Here is an 18,666-nt window from a genome sequence, read left to right as displayed (position 1 = left end):
AACGCAAAAAATTAAGTTTTCAAAATAAAAAAAACCTTAGCGCACTTTGCGTTAAAAAAAAACTCACAGCTAAAAATAAACTAACCAGCCATTCTTTTCAATTCTAAAGCATTCAGAATGCCTGCTTCACTCGCAGTATTATTAAAATAGACAAATCCTTTCTTAGAACGAATTTGACGATGAACATGCTGCAACTCTTCTGTAGAATAACTCGAATGAAATAATCTCGGAATTCCGTGAAAACGCATATAAAATAGCGGAAAATCTTTGAAAATAGTTTCAGGAAGATTCGGATAACTCACGCTGCAAAACGTAATATTGTTTTCTTTAAATGAATTCCAAACCTCATCATTCCACCAGCTTTCGTGTCGAAACTCTATCACGTTTTTAAAATCATAGTTTAAAATTCCAATAATAGCATCCAATTTTTCTCTGCTAAAAGCATAACTTGGCGGAAACTGAAATAAAATCGCGGCGAGTTTGTCCTTCATTCCCTCCTTGCAAACCGCGTAAAATTCATTTAAGCGGCTTTCGCAGTCTATCAGTTTTTTGATATGCGTGATTTCTTTCGGCACTTTGACCGAAAACAAAAAAGACTCTGGCGTTTTATTATACCAATTTTGGAAAATGCGAACGGTTGGAAATTTATAAAAACTTCCATTAAACTCGTACGTATCGAAGTGATGGCAATAAAACTCAAACCATTTTTTGGAAGGAAGATTATGAGGATAAAAAACATTCTTCCAAAAACTGTTATAAAAGCTGGAACATCCTATTATGACTTGATTTTTCATTTGTATAATTGTTGGCAGTTAGCGCAGAAAAAACTTCTGCGTTTACGGGCTCCAGTCTGTTTCTTCTCAAACGGAAGATTGCATCTTAAACAGGTCGTTTTGGTATAAGCTTCCCAATGCTTTTTGAGTTCAAACTTTTTCTTCCAGTACAAAAATTCAAAACTATAAATCGAACATTCAGCAATAAGCTGGCTTTTTATGTGAGGCGGAATTTTTTCTACAATCGATTCTGGATGAACATAACAGCGGTACAAAACTTCATTTTTAATAATGTTGCCTACTCCAGAAAAAATATCCTGATCTAAAATTACATCGCAAATCATTTTTTCGGGTTGCTTTTCCATACTAGTCTGAGCTTTCTTCGGATCCCAATTTTCATTCATCACATCAACACTCCAATCGTAATGCGAATTGACATCGCCTTCTAGAATTTTGATGGAGCAAGTGTAAAAATTAAGTTCTCCGCTTTTAAAAACCAGACTTAGCCTTGGTTTGGAAGTTTTCCGCTCGTTTATTCGGTAAGTTCCAAACATGAGCATGTGGATTTTTACTGTAAAAGAATCAAAACAGATTAAGAAATGTTTTCCCCAGGTTTTAAAAGCAATAATGGTTTGATTTTCTAGACGAGAAATATCAATAGAAGTATTTCCAGATACAGAAATTATTTTCTGTCCGGTAAATTGCTGCACTTCTTCTTTTAAGATTACTATAGACGGACCTTCGGGCATATACTAAAATTTTATAAACTAAAAAGTGCAGTATGAGAACTGCACTTTTATTTCTTTCTTAGGGCTTTATTCAATTTCGGCAGCCTCAAGATTTACTGCACTAACAGCAACTTCTGTAAGTGTTTTATCTGCGCCTTTCTCTTCATCGAGCGTTTGTTCTAATAAAGTAGCGGCTTCTGCAAGACCTAGCGTTTCAGCAAATTGTCTCAAAGTACCATAAGTTGCAATTTCGTAATGCTCAATTTTCTGACTTGCAGCAATAATTCCGGCATCACGCACCACTCCTAATTCAGTTTCTTCCAGCATTCCTTTTGCTTCTTCGATTAAACCCTCCATAGCATCGCATTTTTTTGCTGTTGCTTTTTGACCAATAATTTTAAATACTTCTTCTAAACGAACAATTTGTTCTTCAGTTTCTGTCAAATGATTGTCAATGGCATCTTTCAATTCAACAGAAGAAGCATTTTTAACCATCACAGGCAAGGCTTTTGTCAAGGCTTTTTCTGCCCAGTAAATATCTTTTAATCCGTCTTCAAATAATTCTGTTAACCCTGAAGCGGCATTCGATTTTGGTTTTGTAACTCCTCTTGGTGTGGTTTCTTTTGCAGCAGCTTTTTTAGTTGCTGTACTTTTTGCAGTAGTTGATTTTGCAGTAGTTGATTTTTTACTATCTGTAGTTTTCATGGTAATAATTTTTTAATGATTAATATGATGATAAAATTACTGCCTATGCTTTGGAAGGGGTTATAAGATTTCAACTTAAAATTCTATTCTAAGCATCTGTTAATTATACAATTAGACTTTAAAATCTTATAAGCAATTCTTTTAAGTTCCTACTAGCTTTGTTAAGTATTAATCATTAAAAACTAGATGTCATGAATACTATAGATAAAAAAAATAGCTACAACGGAGATTTAAAAAATCATTTCTCAAACGACCGAAATATGAGTAAAGATCTTGATGAAGATATCAAACAACCTGATAACAATGCTAGTGAAATCGCGGAACGAGGCTATATGGTACGAAATGGCTATAATCCGAATAGACCCAACCCTGATCAGGAAGATTTTGTGAGTGATGATGATCTAGATGATCTAAATGATGATTTTCATACCGACAGAGATCTCGAAGACAACAATGATGATATTTATGAGGTCGAACTAGAAGATGAAAATTATACGGAAGAAAACGACGAATTTGATAATCCGTCAGATCTTAAAGAAGACGAATACGACTTTAATGAAACTGAAGATGTCCTAGAAGACATTGATGACGAGGATGAAGACGATGATGACGATGATGATTATATCGAAGAGGATATAGATGAAGACGATAATGATTATATTGAAGATGATGTTCAAGAAGATAACGATGACGAAGAATATCCAGAAAATGATCCTCGCCGATTCTAATCTCATTTTAAAGAAAAGAAAAAACCGTCCCGATAAATCGGGACGGTTTTTTGAGTTTAAAATTTAACTACTTAATCTCCAATAATTTTCAGTACTGGAATATCGTCCATACGCGCCAGGCGTTCTGATAATCCCGCTCTGGCTTCGTTGAGTTCTTGTTCGGCTTTGCCTAATTCTTTATACCATTCTTCTTTTCCTTCAGATGAAGCCTCTATTTTTCGAACAATTTCATAAATTTCTCCCTCGGCTTCCATTACTTTCAGCCTTTTATAATAAGTCAAACTTTCTGTCATGTGGGCAAGCGCAATCATAGCCGTCAAAAACGGATGATTATTGGTCACATTTACCTCTTTTATTCTCCCGTGCTCCAATTCTACTTTTAAGGCAAAAGCAAATTCTTCCATATTAAAAGCTTCATGTTTGCTTTTCGGATCCAAATAGGCCTTAATCGCATGGACGTTATTCATTGTAGAAAGATCGACATCTGTGTGCTTTGGATCACTTAAATCTTTAAACACAACATTGGCAATTGCTCGGGCTTCTGCCGTTGTAGGATCGTTTTTTGGATTTTCGAAATCACGAACCGACCAATCCCAATTTTCAGGATGCACAGGCTTTATGTATTTTTCACAAAAATCTGTCACATCGTTTTTCAAGCTTACCATTGCGTCTTCTCTTTTAATGTAAACATCTTGATAAGCACCGCTTTGTGTTCCCATGACTTGCTGTTTTTTTTTTATTTATTAAAACCACAAAAACGACACATTTTAAATAATGTGCCGTTTTAAATTTCTTGTATATCTGCTACTGCTCTTATACTCTTGATCTTCCGCTGATTAAAGAAATAACGAAAAGAACTAAAAATATAAAGAATAAAATTTTAGCGATACTAGCTGCTCCAGCGGCAATTCCACCGAAACCAAATATTCCCGCCACTATGGCTAGAATAATAAAAGTGACTGTCCAACGTAACATAATAATAGTTTTTTAGTTAATAATGATTTTGTTTGTATTCAAACTTTTAAAGCTTTTGGAGAGAAGCTCAACTCTTATATTTAGGCGCATTCTTGCTCAAAATTGACCTCATAATTTTTAATCAGTTCTGAGAATGCGGTTTCTGTTTTTGTAAAATATTTTCTGTTGCTTCGGCTTTTTTTAACTGAATCAAAATATTTCTGGATGGAACCATCTTCATAAGTCGAAATCAAAAGCGGATGAACGTAATAATCTTTGCAGACTTTTCTCGTGTTTCCGAGTGCTTCAGCGGTTAAATCAAAAGCTGTAATGATGTTGTTTTTGATTTCTTTTTCATTAGATGTGACTCCAATTTCCATTAAACTTTCAAAGAAAATAATCGAAGCGGCCCAAGTTCTGAAATCTTTCGCGCTGAAATATTCGCCCGAAATAGCATGCAGATATTCATTTACCGCGTGACTGTCCAAAACTTTTCTTTCGCCGTTTTTATCGTAATATTTAAAAACTTCATAACCTGGAATTTCTTCACAACGGCTTACCAATTTGATCAATTTCTTGTTTCGAGTGGTAATAGTATGCTGTTTTCCCTTTTTACCAATAAATTCAAACCGAAGCGAATTTCTATTGATATTAATATGGCGTTTTCTTAAAGTCGAAAGTCCGTACGATTTGTTGTCTTTGGCATATTTCTCGTTTCCGATTCGAATATGCGTTTCTTCCATTAATCGAATAACCAAAGCAGTAACTTTTTCCTTTGACCATTCTTTCTGTTCCAAATCAAGATCTACTTGTTTTCTGATAAATGGGAGTTTGGCTCCAAATTCTGCTATTTTATAAAACTTGGTTTGATTTCGAATCAAATTCCATCTCGGATGATAACGATATTGTTTTCTGTTTTTAAGATCTGTTCCCACAGCTTGCAAGTGTCCATTTGTAATATCAGTAATACGAACGTTTTCCCAAGCTGGCGGAAGAACTAAACTATTAATGCGCTTAATTTCATTTTTGCTTTTCACATTTCTTCCGTTTTTTTTATAAACGAAATTTTCTCCTTCGCGGCAGCGTACGATTGTCAATTGATGATCGTTAATATATTCTAAGTCTAGTTTTTCTATAACTAGCTGTGGCGCTTTAATTAGCTGATTCATCAAATTTTCTTTTCTCGCCGCATTCATGGTATTTGAATTTTTATCACAGAAATAGTTTTGCTATTTGTTTCAATTATTTCGCAAAGACTTTATTAGGTCTTTTTTATTCATATAAGATCTTCCTTTTATACCAACTTTACTGGCTTGTTTCAAAAGTTCTTCTTTTGTCCATTCGTCATAAGGCTTTGCTTTTCCGCCTTTTTCTCCTGCATTGGGTGTATTGGCAATACGCGCCGATTTTTCTTTGCTGTATCCTTTTTTTACCAATGCTTCATACTGTTCTTCGTTTTTAATTCTTGGATCTGGCATGACTTTTATTTTTAGAATGTTTTGAAAAATCTCATAAGTCAAAGTTCATCAAAAAGTAAGGCGATTCTGTTATAGAATTTTGGTTTGAAATTTCAAATTTGTGGGATGGGAATTGTGAAAAGTGAAATGTAAAATGTTATTTGTGAGATGTAAATTGTGTTACGAAAAAAAAATCCCAACTCTTTTGAAGTCGGGATTTGTTTTCTCTTTATTTAATCAATCACATTTAATATTCTTATAGTCCTTTGTTTTATCATCATATTCCAAACAAGTCTTTTTTATCAAAACCATTTTGTTATTGACAACTTTATATTCAGCTCTTTCTACACTCCTACCTGCGCAACATTGATTGTGCTCGTAGATCCTTTTAGTTTTACTGTCAAATTCTAATGAAGTTCCACTAAAACTGCTCTCAAAGTATTTTCCTGTTTTCGGATTGTATAGAAAATATATTCTAGAAGTATTTGGTCCCGCGTAACTGGATTCAAAAACAGAGAATTCTTCAAATCCATCAAAATTATAATCTCCTACATTTATATTGTAAAGCCCCCAAAGTTGGCATTGAATGTCAATTTTCTGGATTAATTTATCGGTCTTTTTCTCCAGAATTTTAATGCCGCTCACATTTGAATCTTTCGAAATAACAAGCTTAAAATATTTATCTTTAAAAGAAACGGGCTGTAAAATCTCTCTTTCTTTCAATTCTGAATTATCATTTACATCAAACTCTTTTTCTAAACTGATTTTAAGCTCTTTTCCTGAATTCAAATCTTTCCAGATTCCATTTAGCTGACTGCTATTGCCATCATAATTTACAAAAGTCAATTTTGCGGTTTCGTTATCGTTTTTATCTTTCTCCGTAAAAACTAAAGCGGTTTCTACAAGCTTTGCATTCAAAACTATTGGCGTATCATAATTAGAATACACATAGATTGCAGATCCTTGCCCGTCTGAATAAATATCGGTTACCAACTCAATTGGATATTTGTCTATGAAGCCTTTATAAATAATTTGGGCTGACACAAAAGCTGTCGTTAAAAGAAATAGGAGTGTAATTTTTTGTTTCATGAATTAAATATTTCATTTTTCTCAATTAATAATACAAACATACATTTCTAATTATTGATAGCATCCAAATCCTATAACAATCCGTAAAAATCGTGTAATTTTTTCTTACAGGTTCTCAATAATTTTACATCATAACATTTAAACCATTAAAATCATGAAAAAGTTATTATTAGCCGGACAAGCCATTTTAGGAGCAGGACTTATTATTTTATCTCTTCAATCTTGTAAGAACGAAACCAAACAAGAAGATCCTAAAGAAGTTGCAGAAGATGCAAACGAAGCAAAATTCGATTCTATTGACAGCAAAGAAGATGATTCTGAATTTTTAGTAGATCAAGCAGAAATCAATTTAGCTGAAATCGAAATTGGTAAACTGGCTCAAACAAAAAGTACCAACGCTGAAGTGAAAAAATTTGGTAAAATGCTTGTTGATGAGCACACTAAATCGGCTTCTGAAGTAAGTGCTTTAGCAAAAGCAAAAAACTTTACTCTACCAACTACTCTAACGGAAGAAGGACAAGAGGAATACAATAAATTAAACGAGAAATCGGGTGTTGATTTTGACAAAAAATTCGCTGATATGATGATCGATGGTCACGAAAAAGCGATTAAAAAATTAGAAAAAGCCGCTAAAGATGCTAACGATCAAGAAGTAAGAACTTGGGCTTCTAACAATATTGCAGGTTTAACAGCACATTTGGAACACGCTAAAATGCTGAAACAAAACCTAGACAAAAAGTAAAATAAATTTAATTGGTTATTATTTATTTTTAAAGCAAGATTCTTAGGCTCTAAGATTCTATTGAGTATTTAAGAGCCTCAAATCTTTGCTATAAACCCCTCAAGAGTTGAATTGCTTGAGGGGTTTTCTTTTTTTAAGCTTCTGAGGCGCTAAGGTTCTAAGGTGCTAAGCTTTTAACCTTAGGAGCTTAGGAGCTTAGAACCTCAGTAGCTTAGAAGCTTATTTAAGCGAAGCCATATCAATCACAAAACGATACTTAACATCTCCTTTTAATAATCTTTCGTAGGCATCGTTTACATCGTTTACTCCGATTACTTCTACGTCTGATGTGATGTTATGTTCTGCACAGAAATCCAGCATTTCTTGAGTTTCTGCGATTCCGCCAATTAGTGAACCTGAGAAACTTCTTCTTCCTAAAATCAAACTGAAAGAAGTTACAGGAAGCGGATCCATTGGAGCGCCAACTAAAGTAAGCGTTCCGTCTACTTTAAGTAAGTTTAGGTATGAATCGATATTATGCTCAGCCGATACGCAATCTAAAATAAAGTTTAGACTTCTCGCGTGCTGCGTCATTTGAGCTTCATCTGTAGATAAAACAACCTCATCTGCACCTAGACGTTTGGCATCTTCCGTTTTAGATAACGAAGTGGTAAAAACAACCACATGAGCACCCATAGCTTTCGCAATTTTGATTCCCATGTGACCAAGTCCGCCTATTCCAACGATTCCGACTTTCTGACCAGGACCAACTTTCCAATGTTTTAACGGAGAATAAGTTGTAATTCCGGCACACAATAAAGGAGCAACAGCAGAAAGATCTAATTTATCTGAAATGTGCGGCACGAAGCTTTCATCAACCGTAATACTTTGTGAGTAACCACCATACGTTTGTCCGCCTAAATGTTTGTCTGGCGAATTGAATGTTTGAATATTTCCTTCGTCGCAGAATTGCTCTAAATCATTTTTGCAATGTTCGCATTCTCTGCAAGAGTCAACAAGGCAACCAACTCCCGCTAAATCGCCCACTTTAAATCCTTTTACGTGATCGCCTACTTTTGTAACGCGACCTACAATTTCGTGACCTGGAACAATCGGATAAATTGTTCCGTGCCATTCATTTCGAGCTGAATGCAAATCGGAGTGGCAGATTCCGCAATATAAAATTTCGATTTCAACGTCATGCGCTAAAACTTCTCTTCTTTTAATATCTAAGGTTTTTAATGGTGCTTCGGCAGCTTCTGTACCGAAGGCTTTTACATTTTTTGTTTCCATATTTTTTATAGTTTGTTTTTTGTTTCAGGTTTCAGGTTTCAAGTTTCAAGTTTCAAGTTTCAAGTTTTTACGAGACGTAGAATTTCACGCAGATTTTATTGATTAAGCTGATTTGACACAGATTTTTCTTTTCGAAAGCTTAATTAGATCATAAAAACTTAATTATCAAATAATTACAATTTTATAAAGTTAAAAAAACTTTGCGTCTTAGTCCCGATAGCGATCGGGATGGCAAAAAATCTTCGCGACAAAAAACCTTAGCAACTTAGAACCTCAGTAGCTTAGTAGCTAAAAGAAAAATACTCTTCGTCGGTCACTTTTTCTAACCAAGTTCCGGAGCCCTTATCAATTTCTGTTACGATTGTGATGTACGAATACGAACTTTCTGGAGTGGCTCCATACCAATGCTCAATACCTGGCAGAATCGTTAAAACCTGACCTTTTTGCAATAGATTAATTTTTCCGCCTCTTTCTTGATAATAGCCTTCTCCCTGCGTTACAATAATGAGCTGAAGACTTGCATTACTGTGCCAGTTGGTTCGTGCGCACGGCTCGAAAGAAACGTCTTTGATAGTAGTGTTTTCAGGATGAATTTCACTAGTTTGTTTTTTATATGACACCTCACCTGTCATATAAGTGTTTGGAACTTTACCTTCTTCTGTTACGGCTGTGAATTGTGTCGACATAATTTCGTTGTTTTTCGGGTTAATAATTTGTTTGAATTTTATTGATACTTATTTCAGTAAAATAACCAACGTATTGAATCTCCTTTCGAATGAGAATTTGATTTTTAATTAATTCGTTAAAAATGTATATGTTAGGTTGTAATCAAAATTTAAAACTAAACGGTAAAGCTGACATCGCTTTATGAAGTGTTTATTTAGTCATTCGAAACTGATACAAAGATTCGTTGTTATTTCAGGGCAAATGTAGCACAATACTACAATGCCGAAATAACAATATTCAAACAAAAAATTAAGAAATTGAAACAATTTACATTCGGAGCGATTTCGGAACCGTTCCTGTAAGCCTTTTAAAGTAATTATTAAAATAACTCGGATATTCAAATCCAAGAGAATAACCAATATCTGAAATACTCCAATCGGTATGCTGCAATAAAGCTTTGGCTTCATTGATGACTCTTTCTGTAATATGAGCTGTCGTTGGTCTTCCAGTAACTTCTTTTACAGAACGATTTAAATGATTAACATGCACAGAAAGACTTTGCGCATAATCCTGCGGTGTTTTTAAAGCTAAAGGCTGATCTTTAGTTTCTATTGGAAATTGCCTTTCTAATAATTCTAAAAACAAAGAAGTAATTCTCGAAGAAGCATTTTTATGTTTAAAGAAATTCTCTGAAGGCTGCATTTTCATCGATTCGTGAATGATCAGATTGACGTAACTGCGCATTAAATCGTCTTTAAATGCATAATCGGTTTCGTATTCTTCAATCATTTTTTGAAATAAAGAATCGATAAATACCTTTTGTTCAGCATTTAAAGTAAATATTGGTGTTCCGCCTATTTTAAATAAAGGCGATTCATGAAGTGTTTCTGATCGGTCTTTGGTTTTAAAGAACTCTTCTGTAAAAACGCAGGCATAACCTTCAAATTTTTCCGAAACCGTCTCCCAAGAATACGGAATAATCGGATTGCCAAAAAACAGAATCGTCCCGTTGGTCTCTATTCCGCGGTCAGCGTATTGTATAATGCTTTTGCTGGTATTGATGCAGATTTTATAAAAGTCTCTTCGGCTGTAAACGGGAACTTTACTGAAGTCTCCATTTATAGGATAAACTTTAAAACCCTTCATTTTTAAATCTGAAGTAAAATCGCAATTCTGTATATCTGTCTGATTATTCATTTTGCAAAGTTATGAAAATCAAACAATCTTTTTTATTTAAACCATATAAGTCATATAAGATAATTTAAGTTGGTCTAAAATGAACTTATATGACTTATATGACTTATATGGTTTAATATTGCGGCAAACTACTTCACTACAATAGAACTGCTTTTTAAACCTTTCGCGGAAGCGCTTAAAACAACTTCTTTAGCATTTTCTTCTTTTTGAATGATGATTTGAGCATAACCATTAAAAAGCTTTCGTTTCCAAGATTCTGCGGGTGTTATGACTTGAATAATTCCGGGATCTGTATTCATTACATCCCAGTCTTTTACTTTTTGTAATGGTGTTGCTGCGATGTGAATTGTATTTTTTCCTTGTTTTAAAATGGAGGCATTCAAAATATATTTTTGAGCATCTTCTTTACTTGGCTCAACTTTATTTCCGTTAACAAAAACGACTGTCTCTGCTCCTATTTTTTTATAAAAGAAACTCACAATATTAGTCGCGTCATTATTTTTCAAATCAAATTCTCCTTTGTAAACATACGATGGAGCTTGTTTTTTATAATCACGATCTTTAAAAGCTTCTGTCCATTCGTTTTCAGAATAACTTGGCAATTGTTGAGGAAGAGAACTGGTCGTTCCTTTTTGCTCTTTAAAATTAGTTATAGCAACCAACTCAATGTCATCAATAAACTGATCGCTTTCTAATGAAGTTGGGTCGCCGTTTCCTACTCCTAAAATTTTTCCTCCTTTTATAGAAAACGTAATTTCATCATTTGCTGTAGGAACATGTAAATTATTCTTATCTGTAACTTCGACCGTTAAAACCGAAACATTTCCTTTCAATTCATTTTCTTTATCTAAAGAAAGCTTAATATTTTCTGCTTTTCCAGTTGTTTTCTGAATATCAGTCAAGACTTTTTTACCGTTTTTATAACCAATAGCTTCCAAAGTTCCCGCTTCGTATTTTACTTTCCACTCCAAATGTCCGTTTTGTTCCATTTTCTTTTTTCCTAAACTCTTTTTGTTGAGAAAAAGTTCTACTTCATCGCAGTTCGAATACGCCCAGACATCAATATCCTGCCCTTCTTTTCCGCTCCAATTCCAATGCGGCAATAAGTGCAGAACCGGTTCTTTTCCCCACCACGATTTTAGATAAAAAACATTGTCTTTTGGGAAACCGCAAACATCCATCATTCCGAAATACGAAGTTACAGACGGCCAGCCATAAGGCGTTGGTTCTCCCCGATAATCAAATCCTGTCCAAATAAACATTCCAGCGAGATAAGGTCTTTCGGCATAGAATTTCCAACCTTCTTCAATACTATAAAATGTCGGGCGCGGTTTTTTATCGTAAGCACTTTGATAATGTTTGGCATCATCTGTAAAATAAATGCCACGTGTTGCAAACGTCGAACCTTCTTCGGTTCCCATTCCTGGCTGATTCTTGAACTGATTTCTATGCGCATCAATATCTCCGTTTCCTAAATAATTATAGCCCATAATTTCAACTACAGAAGAAATTCCGCTTTTAAATCCGCTACTGATTCCGACAGTTACAGGCCTTGTCGGATCAATGCTTTTCGCGAAATTCTGCATTACGTTGGTAATTCTTTCGCCAGTAATGCCGCCTTCAATCTGCCATTCTTCGTTACCAACCGACCAGCAGAAAATACTCGGATGATTTCGATCGCGTTCCATCATTTGCTGCAAATCATTCAAATGATAATCGTTGATTCCCATCAAACGGGTTTCATCAATAACCAGCATTCCGAGTTTATCACAAGCTTCTAGTAATTCTGGAGTTGGAGGATGATGCGAACAGCGATAGGCATTCGATCCCATTTCTTTCAGTTTTTTAATTCTGTAATATTGAAGTTCGTCTGGCAAAGCCGTTCCAATTCCCGCGTGATCCTGATGATTATTAGTTCCTTTTAATTTTACTGGTTTTCCGTTAAGGAAAAAGCCATTTTCTGGATCAAATTTTATAGTTCTAATTCCGAATGAAGTTTTATACTCGTCAATAACCTTTCCTTCTCTTTTTATTTCTGTAACTAACTGATATAAATTCGGCGAATTAATATCCCACAAAAGCGGATTTTTGACATTCAATTTTGATGAATACGAATTTGTTTTATAAAATTCAGGAGCCGAAACATTTTCAGAGTTTGCGGTTACTTCTTTTCCAGAAGCATCTAAAATGGTTTGTTTTATTTCAATATTTCCTTTAAAACGACCTTTATTTTCCAGTTTTACTTCTGCAGTAATTAAAGCATTATCATTATTGATTTCTGAAGTTATGTAGGTTCCGTTTTGAGCTACATGAATAGGATTCGTCTTCTGCAAATAAACATGTCTGTAAATCCCCGCACCTTCATAAAACCAGCCTTCTTCCATCGAAGCATCCACTCGAACTACAATCGTGTTTTCACCTCCATAATTAACGTAAGCTGTTACATCGTATTCAAATCCGTTGTAGCCACTTTCATGAGTTCCTAAATAAAATCCGTTTAAAAAGACTTTTGAATTTCTGAAAACGCCATCGAACTTTAAAGAAATAATACTCCCTAAATCCTCATTCGGAATCGTAATCTTTTTTCTGTACCAGCCGATACTTTTTTCTGGATAGTTTTTCCCTGCTGCTTTAAATCCGTGACTGAAACTGGCGCTTTCGCTAAAAGGCTGTTCGACCGCCCAATCGTGCGGCAGATCTAATTTTCTCCAAGCGCGATCGTCGAAGTCTTTTGCAGCTGGTCCGTCGCCGAATCCCGTTTTGGTTAAATACGAAAAATAGCCTTCTGCATGGCCAAAATCCTTCTTTGTATCGTATAAATGTCCAAATGAAAACTTCCAGTCTTTATCAATTAAAATAAGTTCTCTTGCCGATTTATTTTGAGCCAATAAATGGAATGAACAAAAGAATAAAAAGCAGAGAATTGTTTTTTGAGTAAGGGTGGTTTTCATAGTTAGATTGTTAGTAAAATCAGATAGCGATAAAAATAAGGCTTTTAGAGAACAAACATTAATAGTATTTTATCAAAATGTGATAACTCATTCATAACAAATGCTTCTAGAAGGGGTTTTAAAATTTAGAATGAATCTAATGGCTTTAGATTTAAAAATGATTTTCTTTTGATGTAATTTTATATTTAAATCATAAAAAAGCAATTACAGTATGAGTACTATTATTAACGAAAATAGACTCCAAACGACTTTTAAAAACCTCGATCATAAGATTAGCAAGCTTAATGATCAGAAGATTACTGCTTTTTTTGAATCTTTAGGATTATTAGAAAGAAAAGATGTTCCGAAAGACTTTTTGAATTGGGAAAACATATTAATCGTTGTTCCAAATCGACATGTGTCTCACGAACTGAAATACTATAAATATACGATTTCGAGAATTTCATTTCTTACGAATCCTTACGCAGATCAGATTCATATTTTTGATCTCAAAGATTGGAAAAATGCATCAGGAACCAAGACACAGTTTCAGATTAGAGAAATGCTGAAAACGAGTTTTGGAGGTGTGAAAAAAGTTATTAAAGAGTCTTAAAACAGGAAAATCCAAGATTAAAATTCCAAATTCCAATTGAAGCTGTGGTTTCGATTGGAATTTTTTGTTTAACCGCAAGGAGCGCTAAGATTTACGCAAAGCACGCGAAAGTTTTTAATCTCGCAAAGACGCGAAGACGCAAAGAAAAATTAAACCATATAAGTGATATAAGTTCATTTTAAACCACACTTGAATATCTTATTTGTTTAAGAAAAAAACTTTGCGACTCTGCGACTTTGCGAGATTCTTTACATTTAATCATAGCGAACTTAACGTAAATCTTAGCGTACTTTGCGGTTAAATAACTATTGCAATAAGCTGTTGATTTTGTCTTCCAAAGCTTGTCCGTGAATGTTTTTCGCTATTATGATTCCGTTTTTGTCTACTAAAAAGTTCAACGGAACAGATTGCAACATATAATCTCCAACTACTGGCGAAGTCCAGTATTTTAAGTCGCTTACATTTGTCCACGGTAATTTTCCTTTTGCAATGGCTCCTGTCCACAATGGCTTTTTGGTATCCATAGAAACGCCGTAGATCGATAATTTATCTGGATAAGCATTGTGCAGTTTTACTAATAACGGCTGTTCTTTTATGCAAGGTCCACACCAAGAAGCCCAAAAATCAACCAAAACCAAAGAACCTCTTAAAGAAGAAAGCGCTATTTTTTCTCCTTTTGTATCTGGAAGATCGATTTCTGGAGCAATATCGCCAATATCTGTTCCTACGACTTGTGCATTGCTTATTAATAAATTGAAGAATGTGAAGGTTAAGGCGAAGTAGATTTTTTTCATAGTTTGATTGTGTTATTGTTTGGGGCGTTTTTTTAAATCTCGCAAAGTCGCAAAGACGCTAAGTTCTTTTCTTAACCATATAAGTCATATAAGTTCATTTTAGGCAAAACTTAAATTATCTTATATGACTTATATGGTTTAATTCTCTTTGCGACTTTGCGAGATTAATTCTCATAGCAAATATAAAATTTCTTTGTTTTTAATGCTAAACTAATCTGTCACAATCATAAAATTATCACAAAAAGCAAATCGGGAAATTGGTATATCGGGAAAAGTCGATATATTTGCGCCATGGAAACGATAGAAATTTTTAAAGCACTTTCGAACAAATCCAGATTACAAATGCTGGAATGGTTAAAAGAACCCGAAATTAACTTTCCCGATCAGTTACAGCATGCCGGATTTGAGCATGGAGTCTGCGTTGGGCAGATTCAGGCTAAGGCTGGTTTAACACAATCGACAGTATCCGAATACCTGTCTATTTTACAACGCGCTGGTTTTATTGAAGCCAAACGTGTGGGACAATGGACTTATTATAAACGTAACGAAGGTGCCTTTGAAGCACTTAGTAAATTAATTCAATCTAATTTGTAAAATTACTATGAGTACAAACAACCTGTTTTCGGCATTTAACTTAAAGTCGTTAAATCTGAAAAACCGAATCGTAATGGCGCCAATGACGCGCTCTTTTTCTCCTAATGGAGTTCCAACTGATGATGTAGCGGCTTACTACCAAAAAAGAGCTGAAGGTGAAGTTGGTTTAATTTTATCTGAAGGAACTGTTATCGACAGAAAATCTTCTTCTAACGATGCTAATGTGCCGCATTTTCATGGCGAATTAGCTTTAAACGGATGGAAAAAAGTTATTGACGAAGTTCACGTTGCGGGCGGAAAAATGGGACCGCAGATTTGGCATATGGGAATTATGGACAACCATCATTCTGGATGGGTTCCACCAGTTCCATTTGAAGGTCCGTCTGGATTAAACCGTCCTGATTTTAGAAACGGAGTTTCTATGACCGAAAAAGATATTGAAGATACTATTCTAGCTTTTGGTAAAGCTGCGTCCGATGCTAAAAGATTAGGTTTTGACACGGTCGAAATTCACGGTGCACACGGTTATTTAATTGACCAATTCTTTAGAGCTGAAACCAACTTACGAGAAGATATTTACGGAGGAAAAACTTTGCCAGAACGTAATCGTTTTGCTATTGAAGTTATCAAAGAAGTAAGAAAACAAGTCGGAAATGACTTTGCTGTAATTATGCGTTTTTCTCAATTCAAACCTTCAGATTATAATTATAAATTGGCTAAAAATCCACAAGAATTAGAAGCTTGGCTTACACCTCTTGTTGATGCTGGTATTGATATTATTCACGCTTCACAACGTCGTTTTTGGGAACCAGAATTTGAAGATTCTGATTTGAACTTTGCAGGATGGGCTAAAAAAGTAACCGGAGCGCCAACTATTACGGTTGGTTCTGTTGGACTTTCAAGCGATTTCTTTGGTGCATTTGCAGGAGAAAGTTCTGAACCAACTTCATTGGAAGAATTAAACAGACGTTTCGACAGAGGCGATTTTGATTTAGTTGCTGTTGGAAGACCACTTTTATCAGATCCTAATTGGGTTGCTAAAATTAAAGCTGGGAAAACTGACGAGTTAAAAGGTTTCAGTAAAGAAGCTTTAGGGCAGTTGGTTTTAGAGTAAGGGACAAAGTTGCAGAGATACAAAGTGGCAAAGTTTTTTTACTTTGCAACTCTGTATCTTTGTCACAGAAAAAAGAAAGGGATAAACTTAATTGTTTATCCCTTTTGACTATCTATAATTTTCAACGGTCCAAAGTTACAAAGCCTTATTCTCTATTTCTTTGTCTCTTTGTTACTTTGTCACTTCCCCAACAACTTGTCTTGTTTGAAACTTTTTCACAAGCCAGTTTCTAACTGGTTCGTCGTATAATTTTAAGCAGACAAATGCCAATACGATACTCACAATCAAAACTCCGATTCCTTCTAAATATCCATTTGCCATAGTCACTTTGTTGTCTACAACCCAAGCGGTAAACCAATAGATTAATGGATAATGTGTAATGTAGATTGGATACGAAATATCTCCGAGAAGTTTGCAGATTTTAAGCGAGAATTCATTTTTAATCTCTCCTCCTGCTCCAATTGCGACGATAAGAGGAAAAATAAAAATAATAGCTATTGATTCGTATAAACCATTCATCCAAAGGCTGTTTTCATCTCCAAATCTTGGTAGGGCTAAAACAATTGTTATTAGAATACTACAGATCCAAAAAGCATTTTTTACGTGAATTAATTTTCCTAAACGGCACAATAAAACTCCAGCAAAAAACGGATACAATAGACGCGTAAAACCGACATTCAATTGTTCTAAATTTAATGACCATCCGCCGATTACGTCTCCTTTTGGTCCGAAAACGGTATAATTAATTAATAGTCCGGCAAATATTAGTACAAAAACCGATAATACTTTATTCGAAAATTTACGGAAGATTAAGGCGTACAAGATGTTTGCAATATATTCGAAGAAAAGCGACCATGCTGGACCATTTAAAGGATGCATTTCGCCCCAGCCTCTAATTTCTAAAGAAGGCGGAATTGGCAATAGCGTAAATCCAATTACCATGGTTAAAATTACTTTCCAGACTTCCATTCCGCCAATCATTGGGAATAAAATATCTGAAGCTTGAAAATAATAAAATATAGCGCCAATGATCATTCCCATAATCACCATCGGCTGTAAACGGATTAATCGGCGTTTGTAAAACTCCCACTGCCCCATTTTTCCCCAACGATCGTCGTACGCATACGCCACAACAAATCCGGATAAAAGGAAAAAGAAGTCAACAGCAAGATAGCCGTGATTGATAATTTGCACAAAACGGTTTCCGCCTGCAAAAGCTTCAAAAATATGAAATGCAACTACTAGAATCGCTGCAACACCACGCAGTCCGTCCAGAATTTCGTAATGCTTTTTTGGTTTAATATTCATTTTTTGTTGATAGTTTATTGTTTGTGGTTGATGGTTAAGTTAAGGGTGATTTTAGATTTTAGATTTTTCCAAAAAAATCGCTACGCTCTTTTTTTTGGAATTTGGAATTTAAAAATTTGGAATTTTTATTACAGCATTCAATCTAAAATCTAAAATCAGAAATCTAAAATTCTATTGGTGATTCTTCAGCCATTCTGCTCTTCTTTGGTCTGGCAAATGTTTTACGGTGAAGTTTTCAAATTTGGCTTCAAAGCCTTTTCCATCAGGAGAAGCAGCCATTAAACCCACCATAACTGGTGCGTTATCTTGCAAAGGCGCGTTTCTGGTCATGATGTAGTTTTTGTCATCAAAAGAATAGAAAATTTCGACGGCATCTAATCTTCTTACGGCCTTAATCCAAATAAAAGGAGGCACTTTTTCTAGAGTTGTTACGCTCCAATCACTTTTATCGTGCGTTACAACGGTGCTGACATTGAATTTTCCGTCAACAAATTCTACTCCTGTTTTAATATAATTCTTCTCATCAATACGGATCATTAGTCCCATTTGGTCAAAACGTGCGATGTAGTTTCCTGTCAATTTTACTTTTGCTTCAAATTCGCCACCATAATTGGCATAGTAAAACGGAGCATCGTCTACTGTGAATCCGTAATGCGAAATTCTCCAGTAATCGCTATTTGCGGTAACATTCATCATTAATGCATTGTTTTTAATTTCCCATTTTTCAGGTTCGTTAAACCATTGCATTTTACTCAAAGTCTGTGCTGAAAGGTTTTGTGCTAAAAAAAGCAACATTATACCAAGTACAATTTTTTTCATATAATTTAAATTTTACAATAATTTTTGAACCATTAAGCGATTAAGAAAATTAAGTTGGAACTAAATAAATCTTTTTAGCTTGTTAAGTTTCATTAAGCTCGAAACTTAAATACCCAAAAATCTTTTTACACACAAACCTTAATTTTCTTAATTCCTTAATGGTAAAAACTAAATTAAAAATAA

The 18,666-nt window shown here is 34.6% G+C and carries 20 protein-coding genes; 5 read left to right on the top strand and 15 right to left on the bottom strand.

Annotated elements, in window-relative coordinates; all coding sequences use genetic code 11:
• Positions 1 to 80: 80 nt before the first annotated feature.
• The 3 genes from Q9Q97_RS13550 to Q9Q97_RS13540 form a co-directional block, all read right to left on the bottom strand.
• Complete coding sequence (locus tag Q9Q97_RS13550; RefSeq protein ID WP_306157901.1) at positions 81 to 794, bottom strand: DUF72 domain-containing protein; 714 nt, start codon at positions 792 to 794, stop codon at positions 81 to 83.
• The gene (locus Q9Q97_RS13545; RefSeq protein WP_306157899.1) at positions 791 to 1,522 is read right to left on the bottom strand and encodes a DNA-formamidopyrimidine glycosylase family protein; all 732 of its coding nucleotides are present in this window, start codon (positions 1,520 to 1,522) and stop codon (positions 791 to 793) included. Before Q9Q97_RS13545 ends, Q9Q97_RS13550 begins: the two co-directional genes overlap by 4 nt.
• 66 nt (positions 1,523 to 1,588) lie before the next feature.
• Positions 1,589 to 2,206: a ferritin-like domain-containing protein gene (locus tag Q9Q97_RS13540; protein WP_306157897.1), complete on the bottom strand. Its 618-nt coding sequence runs from the start codon at positions 2,204 to 2,206 to the stop codon at positions 1,589 to 1,591.
• 191 nt (positions 2,207 to 2,397) lie between these two features.
• Here Q9Q97_RS13540 and Q9Q97_RS13535 point away from each other — a divergent pair, with 191 nt between their 5' ends.
• Positions 2,398 to 2,934: a hypothetical protein gene (locus tag Q9Q97_RS13535; protein WP_306157894.1), complete on the top strand. Its 537-nt coding sequence runs from the start codon at positions 2,398 to 2,400 to the stop codon at positions 2,932 to 2,934.
• Between the two features lie 71 nt (positions 2,935 to 3,005).
• On the opposite strand, the gene Q9Q97_RS13530 is transcribed toward Q9Q97_RS13535, so the two are convergent.
• From Q9Q97_RS13530 to Q9Q97_RS13510, 5 genes are all read right to left on the bottom strand, one after another.
• The gene (locus tag Q9Q97_RS13530) at positions 3,006 to 3,653 is read right to left on the bottom strand and encodes a DUF5661 family protein (RefSeq protein ID WP_306157892.1); all 648 of its coding nucleotides are present in this window, start codon (positions 3,651 to 3,653) and stop codon (positions 3,006 to 3,008) included.
• A gap of 94 nt (positions 3,654 to 3,747) precedes the next feature.
• Positions 3,748 to 3,909: a DUF1328 domain-containing protein gene (locus Q9Q97_RS13525; protein WP_012026284.1), complete on the bottom strand. Its 162-nt coding sequence runs from the start codon at positions 3,907 to 3,909 to the stop codon at positions 3,748 to 3,750.
• Between the two features lie 80 nt (positions 3,910 to 3,989).
• A complete protein-coding gene (locus tag Q9Q97_RS13520; RefSeq protein WP_306157887.1) occupies positions 3,990 to 5,084 on the bottom strand; it encodes a DNA topoisomerase IB in 1,095 nt (364 codons plus the stop codon).
• Positions 5,085 to 5,126: 42 nt separating this feature from the next.
• On the bottom strand, positions 5,127 to 5,366 hold the full coding sequence (locus Q9Q97_RS13515) for a Rho termination factor (protein WP_306157885.1): 240 nt from the start codon (positions 5,364 to 5,366) through the stop codon (positions 5,127 to 5,129).
• Between the two features lie 216 nt (positions 5,367 to 5,582).
• On the bottom strand, positions 5,583 to 6,434 hold the full coding sequence (locus Q9Q97_RS13510; protein WP_306157882.1) for a hypothetical protein: 852 nt from the start codon (positions 6,432 to 6,434) through the stop codon (positions 5,583 to 5,585).
• Positions 6,435 to 6,588: 154 nt separating this feature from the next.
• On the opposite strand from Q9Q97_RS13510, the gene Q9Q97_RS13505 reads away from it, so the two are divergent.
• Positions 6,589 to 7,176, top strand: coding sequence for a DUF4142 domain-containing protein (locus tag Q9Q97_RS13505; RefSeq protein ID WP_306157880.1), 588 nt, complete (start codon positions 6,589 to 6,591; stop codon positions 7,174 to 7,176).
• Positions 7,177 to 7,395: 219 nt separating this feature from the next.
• Here the strand turns inward: Q9Q97_RS13505 and Q9Q97_RS13500 are convergent, their stop codons facing one another.
• The 4 genes from Q9Q97_RS13500 to galA all read right to left on the bottom strand — a co-directional run bounded on the left by Q9Q97_RS13500 (position 7,396) and on the right by galA (position 13,262).
• Positions 7,396 to 8,448, bottom strand: a complete 1,053-nt coding sequence (locus Q9Q97_RS13500; protein ID WP_306157878.1) for an NAD(P)-dependent alcohol dehydrogenase — start codon at positions 8,446 to 8,448, stop codon at positions 7,396 to 7,398.
• 281 nt (positions 8,449 to 8,729) lie between these two features.
• Positions 8,730 to 9,134, bottom strand: a complete 405-nt coding sequence (locus Q9Q97_RS13495; RefSeq protein ID WP_306157877.1) for a cupin domain-containing protein — start codon at positions 9,132 to 9,134, stop codon at positions 8,730 to 8,732.
• A gap of 307 nt (positions 9,135 to 9,441) precedes the next feature.
• Positions 9,442 to 10,311 carry an AraC family transcriptional regulator gene (locus tag Q9Q97_RS13490; protein WP_306157875.1) on the bottom strand — a complete coding sequence of 290 codons (870 nt, stop codon included), beginning with the start codon at positions 10,309 to 10,311 and terminating at the stop codon, positions 9,442 to 9,444.
• 128 nt (positions 10,312 to 10,439) lie between these two features.
• Complete coding sequence (gene galA, locus Q9Q97_RS13485) at positions 10,440 to 13,262, bottom strand: beta-galactosidase GalA (protein WP_306157873.1); 2,823 nt, start codon at positions 13,260 to 13,262, stop codon at positions 10,440 to 10,442.
• 211 nt (positions 13,263 to 13,473) lie between these two features.
• On the opposite strand from galA, the gene Q9Q97_RS13480 reads away from it, so the two are divergent.
• On the top strand, positions 13,474 to 13,854 hold the full coding sequence (locus tag Q9Q97_RS13480; protein ID WP_306157871.1) for a hypothetical protein: 381 nt from the start codon (positions 13,474 to 13,476) through the stop codon (positions 13,852 to 13,854).
• Between the two features lie 305 nt (positions 13,855 to 14,159).
• On the opposite strand, the gene Q9Q97_RS13475 is transcribed toward Q9Q97_RS13480, so the two are convergent.
• Positions 14,160 to 14,648, bottom strand: a complete 489-nt coding sequence (locus Q9Q97_RS13475; RefSeq protein WP_306157869.1) for a TlpA disulfide reductase family protein — start codon at positions 14,646 to 14,648, stop codon at positions 14,160 to 14,162.
• A 291-nt stretch (positions 14,649 to 14,939) separates the two neighbouring features.
• On the opposite strand from Q9Q97_RS13475, the gene Q9Q97_RS13470 reads away from it, so the two are divergent.
• Positions 14,940 to 15,242: a helix-turn-helix transcriptional regulator gene (locus Q9Q97_RS13470; RefSeq protein ID WP_306157868.1), complete on the top strand. Its 303-nt coding sequence runs from the start codon at positions 14,940 to 14,942 to the stop codon at positions 15,240 to 15,242.
• Between the two features lie 7 nt (positions 15,243 to 15,249).
• The gene (locus Q9Q97_RS13465) at positions 15,250 to 16,356 is read left to right on the top strand and encodes an NADH:flavin oxidoreductase (RefSeq protein ID WP_306157866.1); all 1,107 of its coding nucleotides are present in this window, start codon (positions 15,250 to 15,252) and stop codon (positions 16,354 to 16,356) included.
• A gap of 171 nt (positions 16,357 to 16,527) precedes the next feature.
• Here Q9Q97_RS13465 and Q9Q97_RS13460 read toward each other — a convergent pair whose 3' ends face one another.
• Positions 16,528 to 17,664 carry an acyltransferase gene (locus Q9Q97_RS13460; RefSeq protein ID WP_306157864.1) on the bottom strand — a complete coding sequence of 379 codons (1,137 nt, stop codon included), beginning with the start codon at positions 17,662 to 17,664 and terminating at the stop codon, positions 16,528 to 16,530.
• 171 nt (positions 17,665 to 17,835) lie between these two features.
• Positions 17,836 to 18,483 carry a DUF1349 domain-containing protein gene (locus Q9Q97_RS13455; protein WP_306157862.1) on the bottom strand — a complete coding sequence of 216 codons (648 nt, stop codon included), beginning with the start codon at positions 18,481 to 18,483 and terminating at the stop codon, positions 17,836 to 17,838.
• Positions 18,484 to 18,666: the final 183 nt, after the last annotated feature.

This window comes from Flavobacterium sp. DG2-3, from assembly GCF_030730925.1.
Classification (GTDB): Bacteria; Bacteroidota; Bacteroidia; order Flavobacteriales; family Flavobacteriaceae; genus Flavobacterium.
This window is presented reverse-complemented; position numbering and strand designations above follow the sequence as displayed.